We start from the raw sequence: 15,002 nt of genomic DNA on the forward strand, positions 1-15,002 counted from the left end.
CCGATTCGGGCGCGGACGTGAGCGGACGGGCGGCACGACGCCCGTCCGGGGAGAGGCAACAGGAAAGGATGGCCGGGATGCGTGCGGTCGTCGTGGAAGGTCCCGGTCAGCCGACCGTGACCGAGGTGCCGGATCCGGCACCGGGCCCCAACGATGTCGTGGTGGCGGTGGACGCCTGCGGCCTGTGCGGAACCGATCTGCACCTGGTCGACGGGGAACTGCCGGTGGTGAGCTACCCGATCACGCCCGGTCATGAGCTGGCCGGGCGCGTGGTGGCCGCGGGCGGCGAGGTCACCAGGCTCGCCGAGGGCGATCTGGTGGCGGTCGAGCCGTCGCTGCCGTGCGGGGAATGCCGGTACTGCCGGGCGGGCAAGGGCAACCTTTGCGAGCCGTGGCGGGCGGTGGGCATCACCTCGCCGGGGGGCGCCGCCGAGTACGTGCAGGTGCAGGCCAAGAAGTGCTACCCGCTGCCGGAGGGCACTCCGGCGACCTCTGCGGCGCTGATCGAGCCGCTGTCCTGCGCGGTGCACGGGCTGGACAAGGTCCCGCACGACCTCACCGACGAGGTGCTCGTCTACGGCGCGGGCACGATGGGGCTGCTGCTGGCGCAGCTGCTCAAGCGGGCCGGGGTGCGGTCGCTGTCCATGGTGGACCGCAGGCAGGACCGGTTGACCGTGGCCGAGTCGATGGGCGCCGACGCGGTGGCCACCGAAGCGGAGCAGCTGGGCAACCCGGACGGCTGGGACCTGGTCGTGGACGCCACCGGTGTGATCGCCGCGATCGAGGACGGGCTCACGCGGGTTCGCAAGGCGGGCACGTTCCTGCAGTTCGGCGTGGCCGATGCGAAGGCGAGCGCGCAGTTCTCCCCGTTCCGGGTCTACAACGAGGAGATCACCATCGTCGGGTCGATGGCCGTGCACAACAGCTTCGACCGCGCGCGGGATCTGCTGGTGGCCGGGGCGGTCGATGCCGGTTCGCTGGTCACCACGACCGCCGGGCTGGCGGACTACTCGACCGCGTTGGAGGAGTTCCGCTCCGGAACCGGGCTCAAGACGCAGGTGCTGCCCTCGGCGTGATCTGCCGCCGCCCGGTCCCCGCGGCCGGGCGGCCCGGCGCGCCCGCCCGGCACAGTCCGGCACCGGCCGAGCCCGAGCGGGTCGAACCGCTGCAGCGACAGCGCCGCGAGCAAGGCCGCACCCACACCGACCGCCACGAACGGCAAGTTGTACATCGCCTGCTCGCCGTCCGGGTAGTAGGCCAGCACCAGCGCCACCGACGCCCCCACCACGTACGACAGCGCACGCGGGCTCCACGGCAATGCGCAGCCCAACGCCAAGCCCCAGGTCAAGTACCACGGAAGCACCACGGGTGAGAGCGCGGCCGCGGCCAGCAGCGCGAGCGCGGCGCAGCGGACCGCGTTCGTGCCGCCGTCGCGGGCCCGCCACCACAACCGGGCCAGCAGCGCCGCCAGCACCAGCGAACCCAGCGTGCGCCCGGTCTCGACGAACGGTCCCCGGTCCACCTCGGCGAACATCGCGACGACGCCGTGCACGGCCTGGCCCAGCCCGGTCGGTGCGGACAGGTAGTTCACGATCATGCCGGGTGCCGACAGCGCGGGCAGCCACCCGAAACCGACCTTGGCCAGCGCCATCGTCGCGGCGAACACCGGCACGAACACCGCGACCGAAGCCGCACCGGCCCGCACCAAGCGCTGCCTGCGATTCCCCGGCAGCCGCGCCGCCCAGATCCACACCAGGAACGGCAACGCCACACCGGCCGTCGCTTTGATCGACATCGCCAACGTCAGCAGCGCAACGCCTGCGGCGTGCCGCCCGCGCAGCGCCAGCAGCACGCCCAGCGCCAGCAGCCCGATCATCAGCATGTCGTTGTGCGGGCCGCCGACCAGGTGCACCACCGTCATCGGGCTGGCCGCCACGAGCCACAGCGCGACCGGCAGCCTGCCCCCGAGCTCGGCCACCAACCCGGGCAACGCGAAGATCAACATCGCCAGGCCGCACAGCAGCACCAGCCGCATCACGATGACGCTGGAGATCATGCCTTCGCCCGCGAGCAGGATGACGCCCTTGGCGATGCCCATGAACAGCGGTCCGTACGGCGCCGGCGTGGTCTGCCAGGTGGGGTGCACGTTGTCCGGGATCGGACCGATCAGCGCCGAAGGCCCCACGCCGTAGGGGTCCATGCCGTGCAGCGCCAGCAAACCCTGGCCGAGGTAGCTGTAGACGTCCCTGGTGAACAGCGGCGGCGCGATGAGCATCGGCGCGATCCACGCTGCGGTCGCCAGCAGCACTCCGCGCGAACCGACCAGTCCCGCGAGCACTCCGCGCCCCAGCCGCACCCACGCCCACACCAGCACGCCGAAACCGCTGTAGAGGACCGCCAGCGCCATGTCCCGGCCGTGCCCGTAGCGCATCGCCGAGAGCGGCCCGGAGCTGAGCACCGGATCGTGCACCAGCACCCCGGCACCGCCGAACGAGCCTGCCAGCAGCAACAACGAACCGAGCGCGCCCAGCAGCACCGTGCGCACCGGTAACCGTCGAGTGCTCGCATCCGCGTGCCCGGCACCGCCGGTGCGTCGATCACCGGAGGGATCTCGGGGTGCGGCACCCGGCTCACCCGTGCTGGGCTCGTCCGCGGTGCCCGCTCGGGTCGGAGGGCTCGAGGGCATCGTGCGCACCATGTTTGCACACGGTGCCGGAACCGCTGCCGCGGCCACGCCGGGCCGACCGGGCAGTGATCAGAAACGCACCGCCGGTCAGCGGCTCACAGCGCGGTCGCGCGCACCGTGGAGCCCGGTTCGACCTTGCTGCCCGCCAGCGGGAACTGGCCCAGGATCAGCGCGTTCGGGCGTTGGAAGAACGACTGCACCTGCAATTGCAGGCCCATCGACGCCAGCTGCTGCTGGGCCTGCTCGGCCTGCGTGCCGTTGAGGTCGGGCACGGTCACCGCGTTCGAGACGACCACGCCGATCCGCGGCTTGCCGGACAGTTCCACGGTCGTGCCCGCGGACGGGTCGGTGGTGATCACGTGGTCGGCTTCCACGTTCGGGTCGAACTGCTTGCCCGCCTCGTACGGCTCGAAGCCCGCGGCTTGCAGCGCGGCGAACGCTTCGTCCTTGCCCGCGCCGGTCACGTCCGGCACCTGCACCGGCTGCGGCCCCTTGCTCACCACCAGCCGCACTTCGGAGCTGATGGGCAGCTGGGTGCCCGCGGCCGGGTCGACGCGGATCACCGAGCCCTCGGGGATCGACGGGTGGTACTCGTCGGCCGAGGTGTCGTGCACCGGCCGCAACTTGGCCTCGCGCACCGCGCTCTGCGCCTGCTCCAGCCCGGTGCCCGCGGCGATCTCCGGCACCTTCGGCTTCCCGAGCGAGACCACCAGCTGCACCGAGTCGCCGCTGAGGATCTGCGCGCCCTGCTCCGGCGTGGAGCTGATCACCGTGCCAGCCGGGGCGTTGTCGTCGAGCTGCCTGGTGACTTCGGCGGTGAGGTCGGCGCCGCGCAGCACCTGCGTCGCGACCTGCTCGGTCTCACCGGTCACCCGCGGCACCTGGATGTAGCGGCCGTTGCCGAGCCACCACGCCGTGCCGCCGAGCAGCCCGGCGATCACCAGGATCGTCAGCGTCCACAGCGCGAAGGCCCGGCCGCCCCGGCGCCTGCGAGCTTCGTGCCGTTCGGCGGGTGATGGGCCGATCGCGGCGAGTTCGCTGGTCTGCTCCTCGTCGGACGGGCGCGCCAGCGCGCGCGTGCCGCGCGGACCGGCGTCCTGGGCGGCTGCGTGCGGAACCGGGAACGCCGGGTCCGGCACGGACGCCTCGGTGATCGGCGCGATCCGGTCGGTCGGCGGGCCGCCGTCACCCGGACCGTCCTCGGCCGCCATCTGCTGCGTGCGCTGCTGCGAACTCGGCACCGGGACCGGGACCTGCGCCAGCCCCAGCTCGGAGCTGATCCGGTCCAGCTCGGCCAGGAACGCAGCGGCGTCCGGCGGGCGGCCCGCCGGGTCCCGCCGGGTCGCGCGCAGCACCAGGTCGTCGATCGCCGGCGGCAGCTCCGGCGCCAGCTCACCGGGCGGCGGGACGTCGGAGTTCACGTGGCTGTAGGCCACCGAAAGCGCGGTGTCGCCGGTGTACGGCGGCTGGCCGGTGAGCAGCTCGTAGAGCACGACCCCGGCCGAATACACGTCGGTGCGCGCGTCGGCGTCGCCGGTGGTGACCGCCTCCGGCGACAGGTAGGCCACGGTGCCGAGGATGACGTTGCCCGTGGTGGTGCCCGCCGAAGCGGTCGCCCGCACCAGCCCGAAGTCGGCGACCTTGACCGAGCCGTCCAGCCCGATCAGCACGTTCTCCGGCTTGATGTCGCGGTGCACCATGCCCTCGCGGTGCGCGGCGGCCAGCGCCGACAGCGCCGGGCGCAGCACGCTCACCGCCAGCGGCAGCGGCAGGGCGCCGCGGTCCTGCAGCAGGTCCCGCAGCGTGCAGCCCTCAACCAGCTGCATCACCAGGTAGACGTGGTCGCCGTCGATCTCGTGGTCCACGCCCTGGTCGTAGACGGCGACGACGTCGGGGTGGTGCAGCTTGGCCGCCGAGCGGGCCTCCAGCTCGAAGCGGTGCACGAACGACGGGTTCGCCGAGTAGTGCGAGTCCATCACCTTCAGCGCCACCGGCCGGTCCAGCCGGGTGTCCAGCCCGCGGTAGACCACCGACATGCCGCCGTGCGCGATGACCGAGTCGACCCGGTAGCGGCGCTCCAGCATGGCCCCGAGCAGCTCGGAGCCGCGCTCGGGTCGTGTTCCAGGAGTCATGGCCTCCGCCAACCGCCGGTCGTGTCGCACTTTCCCGCGACGATTGTTCCAGGGCGCATCGGCGCCACCGCCGACCGGTGCCGAGGGCCGCCCGCGGTACGGCCGCGGCGGCCCGCTACCATGCGCTCAAGACCCAGATTGACCCTTCCGGGGCACGCCTGTGCCGCCTCGCCTGTGGCATCGTGGGCCAGGTGAGTGCTATCCCTGCTGCCCCGGATGTGCTTGCTCCCGATGTGGAGATGACCCCGCTGCCCGATGTCGCAGAGCGACTGGGGCTGCCGGAGACCCGGGTGCACCAAATGATCCGTGACGGACACCTGCTCGCCATGCGCCGCGAGGGCGTGCTCGGCGTGCCGGAGGCGTTCCTCGCCGAAACCGCGGTCGTGAAGGGGCTGGGTGGAACGATCACCCTGCTCCGCGACGCCGGCTACAACGAGGACGAGATTCTGCGCTGGCTGTTCACCGCCGACGACACGTTGCCGGGAACCCCGATCGACTCGTTGCGCGGTGATCGGGGGCGCGAGGTCAAGCGGAGGGCGCAGGCGATGGGCTTCTAGTACCCCTCCGGTCGGCGGCCCGACCGAGTGGCCCAGGTCTCCGCGCGGGACGGGCTCGGGCGCAGCGCGGCGACCGGAGAGCAACGACACAGCAGGAAATCGTTCAACCCGGTGCCGGGTCGCCCAGCGGCGGCCCGGCACCGTCGTATTCGCAGGGCAGTCGCCGTGTTCGGGGAGCTCTCCCTGCGGCCGCGTCGGGGCGCTGCGCGGTCCGATTTCGGGCTCGGTTCACCTGCTGCGCCCCGAGATTGAAACGTGATGTCACTCGGACCTGTTTCAATGTGGGTCGAACTGGTTCCGCATCGCTGCGCCCGCTTCTGCGTGTCGCGTAGTGATCGGGCGCGGCCGCAAGGGGGTTTGAAAACGGTGCGCCCGATCGCCACGGTTTGGCAGGCACTCGTCCCGGCAGCGTCGTTCTACCTGGTTCTCGCTGTTGTCGGCACGGTGTTCGCCGTGATAATGCGCAGCCGTCGTTTCACCGTCGTTCCCGCATTGTTCGTGTCGGTCGCGGACGCTGTTCTGCTGTACTCGGTGTTCCTGGTGGGATTCCTGGTCGCCGCCCCGCAGCCCGCCGCCGGGGTCGAGGTGCGGGTGGTGCCGGGCAACGACCTCGGCGTCGCGCTGCAGGCCAGCCCGGGTGATGTGCTGCCGTGGCTGCAACTGCTGGGGAATCTGCTGCTGCTGGCGCCGTTCGGTGCGCTGGCGCCGGTCCGCTTCGCCGGGTTCGGCGGCTGGGGCCGGGTGCTGGCCGGTGCGCTGGCGGTGACCTGCGGGATCGAGTTCTTGCAGTACACCGTGCTCACCGGGCGGGTCGTCTCGGCGGACGACGTGCTGCTGAACACCGCAGGCGCCGTGCTCGGTGCGGTGCTGACCCGCCCGTGGTGGGGCGAGCTCCCGCGCGCCCTCGCCGCCGCCCGGCCTGAGATGCGGAGTCGTCCGCGGCACGCGCTGCGCCCGCAATACGCCCGCTGAGCTCGAATTCGCGGAATGCGTCCCGCGCCGCTCCCGCGGTTTCCCGGCGTTGCCGTTTTCAACAGATGCCCGACAGTTCATCCATTCGCTTTCCCCACGGTGCGTCGCGCGCCGTGCACTCAACGCATCGGTCGCAATTCGCCGCGGCCGGAGCAGAAAACCAGGGAAATCCGTGAAAGTCCTGTGATAGGCCGCGGCGCCAACTGCGGAATGGTGTCCGAGTTCACCCGGTGATGCGCCGCGCGGCCAGTTTCCCGGAAACCAGCACCGGCGGAACCCCCACGCCCGGTGTCGTGCCCGACCCGGCCAGCACCACGTTCTCCGGATCCCGCAGCAGGTTGCGCGGCCGGAACGGCCCGGTCTGCGCGAAGGTGTGCGCGGCGGAGAACGGCGTGCCCGCGGCGTGCCCCTGGGCCGCCCAATCCAGCGGCGTCACCACCCGGTGCGCCTCGACCGAGTCGGCGAACCCGGTGAAGCCGCGGGCCTGCAAGGTCGCGAACAGCTCGTCCCGGTAGGCGGGCCCGATCCGTTCCCAGTCGAAGCCGGACGTGCTCAGGTTCGGACACGGCGCGAGCACGTAGTGCAGTTCGCGCCCTTCGGGAGCCAGCCCCGGATCGCTCGCGGTCGGGCGCGTGACCAGCAACGACGGATCGCTCATCAGCCTGCCGCGCCGGATGATCTCGGTGAAGGTGCCCTCCCAGGCGCCGCCGAACGAGATCGTGTGGTGCGCGGTTCCCGGCCAGCTCCGCGTCGTGCCCGCGTGCACCACGACCGCCGATGGCGACCACCGCAACCGCCGCGGCCGGGACCCGAGCAGCCGGTGCGCGACCGGCGGATCCGTGGTCAGCACCACCGCGTCCGCGTCGAGCCGCTGCCCACCGGCGTGCACCGCGGCCACCCGGCCACCGCGCCGCTCCAGCGCGTCCACCTCGGCGCCGTAGCGGAACTCCACGCCGGCGTCGGCGGCGGCCGCGGCCAGCGCCGAGGGCAGCGCGTGCATCCCGCCGCGCGGGAACCACACCCCGCCGACGGTATCCATGTAGGAGATCACCGCGTACAGCGCCAACGCCCGGCGCGGGTCCAGCCCGGCGTACAACGCCTGGAAGGAGAACACCCGGCGCAGCCGCTCGTCGCGCAGGAACCGGCCGATCGCGGGCCCCAGCCGCCCGAAGCCGCCGAGCGCGGCGAGCTTGGCCAGCTCCGGGGTGGCCAGGCTCAGCGGGGAGTCGAAGTTCGCGTCGATGAACCGGCCCATCTCGGCCTCGTACACCTCGGTCAACCACCGCCGCAGCCGCCGGTATCCGGCAGCTTCCCGCGCACCGGCGAAGTCGCGGACCTCCTGCTCCATCGCCGCGCCGTCGGTGTGCACGTCCAAGGCCGAACCGTCGGCGAACAGCGCCCGGTACGCCGGATGCAGCGGGAGCAGTTCGAGCCGCTCGTGCAGGGAGTCGCCGACCGCGGAGAGCGCCTCGTCGGCCAGCTCCGGCATGGTCAGCACCGTCGGACCGGTGTCGACGCGGTAGCCGTCGAACTCCAGCAGCCCGGCGCGGCCACCCGGCACCTGCTCGCGTTCCACGACGGTGACCGCGCGTCCCGCACCGGCCAGGTGCAGCGCGGCGGACAACCCGGCCAGGCCCGCACCGACCACGACGACGCGGTCGGTGGCGCCCGGCACGCGGTGCATCAGTGCGTCCGGTCCGTCACGGCCACGGCGAGATCGCCCAGCCGCGTCGCCGCCGGTTCGGCCAGTTCCACCGAGCGCAGCGTCGAGATCGCCGAGGTGGTCAGCTTCGAGATCCGGTGCTCCACGGCCGTCACCGCATCGAGCCGCCGCAGCACCGCCCGCGCCGCGTCGATCTCCTCCTCGCCCGCGTCCGGGTCGCCGAGCACCGAGCGCAGCCGCCGGATCGCCCGCTCGTCGTTCTGCGCGCGGGCCGCCTCCAAGGCTTCCGCGATCAGCAGGGTGCGCTTGCCCTCGCGCAGGTCGTCCCCGGCGGGCTTGCCGGTGACCTCCGGGTCGCCGAACACGCCGAGCAGATCGTCGCGCAGCTGGAACGCCACCCCGACGTCGTGGCCGAAGCTCTCCAGCGCGGCCAGCGTCGCCTCGTCGGCGCCCGCGATCTCCGCGCCGAGCTGCAACGGGCGCGCCACCGTGTAGGAGGCGGACTTCAGCTCCGCGACCTGCAACGCGGCCTCGGCCGATTCGTCGCCGCGGACCTGGCTGAACACGTCGAGGTACTGCCCGGCCAGCATCTCGGTGCGCATCGCGCGCCACGGCCGCATCGCCCGCTGCAGCGAGTCGGTGGGCAGGCCGGAGGCGTGCAGCATGTCGTCGGCCCACGCCAGCGCGAGGTCGCCGAGCAGCACCGCCGCGCTCATGCCGAACTGCCCGGACCCGCCGCGCCAGCCCTTTTCGTCGTGCGCATCGGAGAACCGGCGGTGCACCGTCGGGTTGCCGCGGCGCGTGTCGGACTCGTCGATCAGGTCGTCGTGCACCAGCGCGCAACCCTGGATGAGTTCCAGCGCGCTCGCGGCGCGCAGCACGGCGTCGGCTTCCGGCCCGTCCGGGTCGCCGCCCGCTGCCTGCCACGCCCACCACGCGAACGTCGGCCGAATGCGCTTGCCGCCGCCCAGCACGAACCTGCGCAGCTCACCGGCGGCCTCGGCGAATCCGGGGTCGAGCCGGGCGCATTCTTCCTGGCGGCCCGCCAGGTAGTCGGCCAAGGTGTCCCGCACCCGTCCGGGGAAGTCGGCGTCCACGGTGTCCTCGATCGTCGTGTCCTCGCTGCGGGAGCGGTCCGCCTCCTCGGCGGTGACTTCTTCGACGTTGCCGGGATGTTCCTGCGTGGTGGGTTCCTTGATGGGCACGGCCCCATCTTCCGTGACGGCCGCGCACGCACCGCGAACGGGTCCGGGCTCCGGCCGATCACCTACGCGCTGGTCCCGGCCGTCTCGTGCTCGTGCTCGCGCTGCGCGAGCCGGGTGATCACCAGCACGGCGCCGAGCGCCAGCGCGCCCATGACCAGCGCCCACACCGTCCACGCGCCGGCGCCCGAGCCCGCGTACTGGAAGGTCGCGTTGAGCTGGGTGACCTCACCGGGCTCCGGTGACCAGGTGACGACCCCGGAACTCTCCCTGCCGTTGGTGGTGGTGACCTCGCCGGGCGCGGTCAGCTCGATGCGCACCGACGAGTCGGTGTCGGCCAGCGGGGTCAGGTCCAGCGAGCCGCTGAGCTCGACCAGCGAACCGGTCCGCTCCAGGTGCAGCCGGTAGCGCGACTCCGACGGGCTCAGCGCGTTGCTGAGCTCCTGGAGCTCGTCGAAATCCAGATCCTTGAACGTCAACCGGGATCCGACCCGGTTCCCCTCGTTGTACGGCGCCACCTGCACCCGGTCGGCCATGTGTTCCGGCGGGCGCAGGTCGAACGGCACCTTCCCGTCCGCCGTTTCGGTGGTGAGCAGCAGTTCGCCGGAGGCGGTGTCGTCCTCGGACAGCGAGATCGAGGTGTCGGCGTGCAAGCAGCCGCCGAGCAGTGCGGCGACCAGCGCGATCAGGGCGGCGAGTGCGGCGCGGGAACCGTGGCAGGGCTTCACCCCGGCGATGCTGGCACCGCTTCGCGCGGCTCGCCGATTGCGCGCGGCGGAGGTGATCGTCGCTGGTCACGAAAGGTGGTGCTGGGCCCGTCGCGGACGCGATAACCTGCGCCGCATGGCATCCGAGCGCAGTGGCGTGCACCAGATCAGCGACCGGTACGTGGAGGAACTCGCCGCGTTGGACCCGATCGAGGCCACCGCGCTCGGCCTTCCGGGTGGTGATGAGCTGCTGACCGACTACTCGCCCGCCGGCCACCGCGCTCGCGGCGAACTGGCCCGCCGGGCGCTGGCCGAGATGCGCGCGGCCGAGCCCGCCGACGCAGGGGAGCGCGCGGCGAAGGCGGTGTTCGAGGAGCGGGTCGGACTGGACGTCGAGCTGCACGACGCGGGTGAGGACATGGCGGCGCTGAACGTCATCGCCAGCCCGGTGCAGAACCTGCGCCAGATCTTCGACCTGATGCCGGCGGAGACGCCGGAGCAGTGGCGCACCATCGCCCGCAGGCTGGAGAAGATGCCGGAGGCGCTGGCGAACCTCAGCGAGGGCCTGCGCGAAGCCGCCGCGCAGGGCAACGTCTCCGCCGCCCGCCAGGTGCGGCGGGTCGCCGAGCAGTGCGAGACCTGGGCCGGTTCGCGCGGCGGTGACTCCTTCTTCGCCGGGATGGTCGGCCGGGCCGAAGGCGTCGGCGCGTTGCGCGGCGAGCTGGACGCGGCCGCCGAAGCCGCCGCCGGTGCCTACGCGGAGTTCGCCGCTTTCCTGCGCGACGAGCTGCTGGCGAAGGCCCCGGAAGCCGACGCGGTCGGCGAGCGGCGGTACCGGTTGTGGTCGCGCTTTTTCACCGGCGCGGAACTGGACCTGCGCGAGACCTACGAGTGGGGCTGGACCGAATTCGCCGCCATCGAAGCGGAGATGAAGGAGGTCGCCCACCGCATCCACCCCGGCGCCACCCTCGCCGAAGCCGCCGCCGAGCTGGACAACGACCCGCGCTACCGCGTGCGCGGCCAGGAAGTGCTGCGCCAGTGGGCGCAGGGGTTGTCCGACCAAGCGCTGCACGACCTGCGCGGCACGCACTTCGACATCCCCGACGAGCTGATGGCGCTGGAATGCCGCATCGCGCCGCCGGGCGGCGGGGTCGGCGCCTACTACACCGGCCCGACCGACGGCTTCACCCGGCCCGGCCGGATGTGGTGGTCGGTGCCCTCCGACCGCGAGGATTTCCCGACCTGGCGGGAAACCACCGTCGTCTACCACGAGGGCGTGCCCGGTCATCACCTGCAGGTCGCCACGGCGGTGTACCAGTCGCACCTGCTGAACAAGTTCCAGCGGCTGGCGTGCATCGTCTCCGGGCACGCCGAGGGCTGGGCGCTGTACGCGGAGCGGCTGATGCGCGAACTCGGCTACATCACCGACGACGGGGACCTGTTCGGGATGCTCAACGACCAGCTGTTCCGGGCCGCGCGCGTGGTGGTGGACATCGGGATGCACCTGGAGCTGGAGCTGCCCGCGGGCTGCGGGTTCCACGAGGGGGAGCGCTGGACTCCGGAGCTGGGTTCGGAATTCCTGCTCACCCGCACCGTCGCCGACCCCGCGCACGTGCACGACGAGATCGACCGCTACCTGGGCTGGCCGGGGCAGGCGCCGTCGTACAAGGTCGGGGAGCGGTTGTGGCGCGCGGCGCGGGACGAGGCGCGGGCGCGCTACGGAGCGGCGTTCGACGCCAAGGATTTCCACCGGCGGGCGTTGCAGCTGGGTTCGATGGGCCTCGACACCCTGCGCGAACAACTCGCCGAACTCTGATCACTTGTCTTTGATCTTGTTTTGCGAGGGTTCAGCGGCGGAACCTCAGCGGCTCCGCCGCTGACAAGACAGAGCTCCTGGCACACTCGGGTCGCCAGGTTGGAAGACGGTCTCTGAGGATCTTCAGCCCTCCAGCGGAAGGCCGCGGCCGAGGACCGCGAACGGTCGTGGGTCGCCGGTGAACCGGTAGTGCCGCAGCAGGTCGGCGAATCCGACGCGGCGGTACAAGGTCCAGGCCCGCGTCGGACCTTCCGGGGTGGACAGCAGCACCGCCCGGCCGGGCGCGCCGTCCAGCAGCCGCCGCAGGATCGTTTCGCCGAGGCCGCCGCCCTGGCTGTCCGGGCGCACGTGCAGCTCGGTGAGCTCGAAGTAGTCGTGCATCCAGTGCTCGGCCTCGGCCTGCGAGTGGGTGCTGAGCATGCCGCGGAAGACCTGCTCGTGCCACCACTGGCCGGGCACGCCGAGATAGCCGTAGCCGATGCCGATCAGCTCGTCCGCGGTGTTGAACGCCCCGATGCAGCGCCATCCCGCGCGCAGCATGTGCGCCGACCACATGGGAGCGCGTTGCTGCGCGGTCAGCGGCGGGTAGTTCATCGCCTCCACGTACACCTGCAGGGCTTCGGCCAGGCGGGCTCTGAGCTCGTCGGTGGTGAGCTCGACGAGGCGGTCGAAGCGGGGGGCGGGCGCGGCTGTCACGAGCTGAACACTAGAGGGTGCGGCAAGGGGCCGTGCGTCCCGGCCTTGATCAATTCCGCTGCCGGTGTCGGCGCTGGTGATCGCATCGGAGCGGGCATTACTCGAACAGGTGATCTATTGCTCAAGTGTTGAGTCCGGGCTCCGATCGGTCTACTCTGGAGCTTGTCGAACTGAGGTTCGATCGCCCGAGTGGAGTGCTCGAGTTCGATCGCTCGAGTTTCGATCGCTCTGTCGGTGGCTTGTCATCGCTTGTCGATCTGCCATCGATCGGCTGTCGATCCAGTGCGGTCGACTTCGGTTCGCACGCACGTCCGGCGGTGGGGTGGGGGAAGCACCCCGCCGCCGGACGACCGGCTTCCCCCCGGTTCGAGCACCTGACCGGCAACTCCGCGGATTCGCGGAGCCCGTCGTGACCGAGAGGAGAAAGCTGATGTCCCTGCCGGTGTCCATTCCCGTCCCGCGCAGCCCGGGCGACGGATCGCCCGTATCGCCAGGATCGTCCGGACCGGCCGGTCCGCCACCGCCGCCGGGGGCGGCGTCCCTGCTGGAGCAGGGGCGGGCTTGCCTGCGCGATGCCGAACAATCGGCGAAACCGGCCGACCGCTACGTGTTGGCGCACCTCGCCGCGTTGCGGGCCGCGACGGCGGTGCTGGTTTCCCGCTCCTGGCGCCGAACCCGGGGCAGACCCTGCCGCGGGCGGTCGGGCGGCGTGTGGAGCCAGCTCACCGAAGTCGCACCGGAACTGCGCGAATGGTCGGCGCACTTCGCGGACCGATCGGTCCGGCGCGCCGCGGCCGAGGCCGGTAGCCCGGGCGTGACGCCGGGGGAGGCGGACATCTCGTTGCGGCACGCGGGCGAGTTCGTCGCGGTGGTTCAGCGCAGCCTGTCGGGGTCGGTGCGATGAGCCGGAGCGTTCCCGAGGAACCCGAATCGGGCTGCGCGGCGCCTCCGGAGCTGTCCATCGACCACGGCCGGATGCTCGACCTGATCGGCGTCGAGGGGCAGTTGCTCACCGCCGCCACGCACGACGTGCACCCGGACGCTCCGGTCGGCGGGGCGTCCGGCCGCACCGCCACCGAAACCGTCCGCTACCTCAGCGGGGTCTGCGAGGACGCGCTGACCTGGATGGGCGCCGCCGAGCAGGCGCGTTCCGCGGCGGTTCCGGAGCCGGCGACGCTGCGGGCGGTGACCCGGCAATGCACTGCCCGGCTGGCCGAACTGCTCGCCGAGTTCGGCACCCGCGCGCCGGACGAGGCGTGCCCGACGTGGTGGCCGGAGGAGCACACCGTGCGGTTCTGGGTCCGCAGGCTGCTGCACGCCGCAACGGTGCACCGGGTGGACGTGCAGACAGCGGCCGCGGTGGAGATGACCCCGATCGACGCCGATGTCGCGCTGGACGGGATCGACGAGGTGCTGCGGTTGTGGCTGGGCTATCGCCTGCACGCCGTCGGCATCACCTCGACCAGACCCTGCTCGGTCGGCCTGTCCACGGCCGGGGCGGAGTGGCTGGTGTACGCCGATCAGCGGCGCACCGTCGTGCGGCGGACCACCGACGGCAAGTCGGTCTCCGCCGACGGGCTGGTCACCGGTGACCCGGCGGCGGTGTACCTCTGGTTGTGGGGTCGGCTGCCGGACCGCGCGGTGCGGACGGCCGGTGATCGGGACGCCATCGCCCAGCTCTGGGGACTGCTCCGGCTCGCGACTCGTTGAAGGGGGCGCGCTGAAAGGCTGTGCGGCTGTGGAAATCAACGTGCGCTCGGCACGATGACGGGCCTACCGTGCGGCCGTGACGATCTTGCTCGTGCCCTACCACCAGGACGAGAGGTTGCCGGAGCGGACGATCCCGCTTGCTGCGCCGCTGGGCGCCGAGACGGTCGAGGCCATGTTGCCGGACGGCGATGTCTGGCCTCGCCTGGTCGCCCTGTACGAGAGGGTGGCGAACCGCGTCGCCGAGCGGCTAGCGGCCGACGACGTGCCCGCGGTCGTGTCCGGGGACTGCCTCGTCGCTGCCGCCACGATCACCGGCGCGCAGCGCGCGGGATCGGACCCCGCCGTCGTCTGGTTCGACGCGCACGGCGACGTGCACACCTCGCACACCTCGGCCTCCGGCTACCTCGGCGGCATGGCGTTGCGGCTGGTGCTGGGCGCACATCCGGAACGGCTCGCCGAGCCGCTCGGACTGCGGTCGCCTGCCGAACGGCGCGCGTTGCTGGTCGACGCCCGCGACCTCGACCCGCCCGAGGTCGACTACCTGTCCCGGAGCGACCTGCGCCGGTGCGGTGTCGAGGAACTGCAGGAGGCGCTGCCTGCCGGGCCGATCGTCCTGCACATCGATGTCGACGTGATCGACTGCGGCGAGTTGGCCGGGTTGCGCTTCCCGGTGCCGAACGGCCCCTCGCGCAGCACGGTGGTCGACGCCGCTCGCCGAGTGCTGGCCACCGGACGCGTGGTCGCCGTCGACATCGCGTGCCCCTGGTATCCGGCACGCGACGAGCACGAGATCGCCACCAGGGCACGGTTGCTCGACGAACTCGTGGACGCCGTGCGCAACAGCGGGTGAAGCCGTGCCGA

13 protein-coding genes are annotated in these 15,002 nt (G+C 72.1%); 7 read left to right on the top strand and 6 right to left on the bottom strand.

Annotated elements, in window-relative coordinates; all coding sequences use genetic code 11:
• The first annotated feature begins 77 nt into the window (after window positions 1-77).
• The gene (locus INP57_RS17015; protein WP_200071234.1) at window positions 78-1,076 is read left to right on the top strand and encodes a zinc-dependent alcohol dehydrogenase family protein; all 999 of its coding nucleotides are present in this window, start codon (window positions 78-80) and stop codon (window positions 1,074-1,076) included.
• On the opposite strand, the gene mptB is transcribed toward INP57_RS17015, so the two are convergent.
• Together mptB and pknB are read right to left on the bottom strand one after the other, a co-directional pair.
• Window positions 1,007-2,686 (bottom strand): polyprenol phosphomannose-dependent alpha 1,6 mannosyltransferase MptB, encoded by a 1,680-nt coding sequence (mptB, locus tag INP57_RS17020; protein ID WP_200071235.1) that lies wholly within the window; start codon window positions 2,684-2,686, stop codon window positions 1,007-1,009. The genes INP57_RS17015 and mptB overlap by 70 nt on opposite strands.
• Before the next feature lie 95 nt (window positions 2,687-2,781).
• Window positions 2,782-4,818 carry a Stk1 family PASTA domain-containing Ser/Thr kinase gene (pknB, locus tag INP57_RS17025; protein ID WP_233627750.1) on the bottom strand — a complete coding sequence of 679 codons (2,037 nt, stop codon included), beginning with the start codon at window positions 4,816-4,818 and terminating at the stop codon, window positions 2,782-2,784.
• 191 nt (window positions 4,819-5,009) lie between these two features.
• On the opposite strand from pknB, the gene INP57_RS17030 reads away from it, so the two are divergent.
• Together INP57_RS17030 and INP57_RS17035 are read left to right on the top strand one after the other, a co-directional pair.
• Entirely contained in the window at window positions 5,010-5,375 is a 366-nt protein-coding gene (locus tag INP57_RS17030) for an Rv2175c family DNA-binding protein (RefSeq protein ID WP_200071236.1), read from the top strand.
• Window positions 5,376-5,741: 366 nt separating this feature from the next.
• A complete protein-coding gene (locus INP57_RS17035; protein WP_307850125.1) occupies window positions 5,742-6,347 on the top strand; it encodes a VanZ family protein in 606 nt (201 codons plus the stop codon).
• Window positions 6,348-6,570: 223 nt separating this feature from the next.
• On the opposite strand, the gene crtI is transcribed toward INP57_RS17035, so the two are convergent.
• From crtI to INP57_RS17050, 3 genes are all read right to left on the bottom strand, one after another.
• The gene (gene crtI, locus INP57_RS17040; protein WP_200071237.1) at window positions 6,571-8,031 is read right to left on the bottom strand and encodes a phytoene desaturase family protein; all 1,461 of its coding nucleotides are present in this window, start codon (window positions 8,029-8,031) and stop codon (window positions 6,571-6,573) included.
• Window positions 8,031-9,107, bottom strand: a complete 1,077-nt coding sequence (locus INP57_RS17045) for a polyprenyl synthetase family protein (protein WP_200071499.1) — start codon at window positions 9,105-9,107, stop codon at window positions 8,031-8,033. The genes crtI and INP57_RS17045 overlap by 1 nt, the downstream gene beginning before the upstream one ends.
• A 170-nt stretch (window positions 9,108-9,277) precedes the next feature.
• Window positions 9,278-9,940 carry a DUF3153 domain-containing protein gene (locus INP57_RS17050; RefSeq protein WP_200071238.1) on the bottom strand — a complete coding sequence of 221 codons (663 nt, stop codon included), beginning with the start codon at window positions 9,938-9,940 and terminating at the stop codon, window positions 9,278-9,280.
• Between the two features lie 115 nt (window positions 9,941-10,055).
• Here INP57_RS17050 and INP57_RS17055 point away from each other — a divergent pair, with 115 nt between their 5' ends.
• Entirely contained in the window at window positions 10,056-11,735 is a 1,680-nt protein-coding gene (locus tag INP57_RS17055) for a DUF885 domain-containing protein (RefSeq protein ID WP_200071239.1), read from the top strand.
• Window positions 11,736-11,858: 123 nt separating this feature from the next.
• Here the strand turns inward: INP57_RS17055 and INP57_RS17060 are convergent, their stop codons facing one another.
• Window positions 11,859-12,431, bottom strand: a complete 573-nt coding sequence (locus INP57_RS17060; RefSeq protein ID WP_200071240.1) for a GNAT family N-acetyltransferase — start codon at window positions 12,429-12,431, stop codon at window positions 11,859-11,861.
• A 409-nt stretch (window positions 12,432-12,840) separates the two neighbouring features.
• Here INP57_RS17060 and INP57_RS17065 point away from each other — a divergent pair, with 409 nt between their 5' ends.
• The 3 genes from INP57_RS17065 to INP57_RS17075 all read left to right on the top strand — a co-directional run bounded on the left by INP57_RS17065 (window position 12,841) and on the right by INP57_RS17075 (window position 14,991).
• On the top strand, window positions 12,841-13,335 hold the full coding sequence (locus INP57_RS17065) for an SAV_6107 family HEPN domain-containing protein (protein ID WP_307850127.1): 495 nt from the start codon (window positions 12,841-12,843) through the stop codon (window positions 13,333-13,335).
• Window positions 13,332-14,141: a maleylpyruvate isomerase mycothiol-dependent enzyme family protein gene (locus INP57_RS17070; RefSeq protein ID WP_200071241.1), complete on the top strand. Its 810-nt coding sequence runs from the start codon at window positions 13,332-13,334 to the stop codon at window positions 14,139-14,141. Before INP57_RS17065 ends, INP57_RS17070 begins: the two co-directional genes overlap by 4 nt.
• A gap of 76 nt (window positions 14,142-14,217) precedes the next feature.
• Window positions 14,218-14,991 carry an arginase family protein gene (locus INP57_RS17075; protein WP_200071242.1) on the top strand — a complete coding sequence of 258 codons (774 nt, stop codon included), beginning with the start codon at window positions 14,218-14,220 and terminating at the stop codon, window positions 14,989-14,991.
• Window positions 14,992-15,002: the final 11 nt, after the last annotated feature.

It is taken from the genome of Saccharopolyspora galaxeae, assembly GCF_016526145.1.
GTDB classification, from domain to species: Bacteria; Actinomycetota; Actinomycetes; order Mycobacteriales; family Pseudonocardiaceae; genus Saccharopolyspora_C; species Saccharopolyspora_C galaxeae.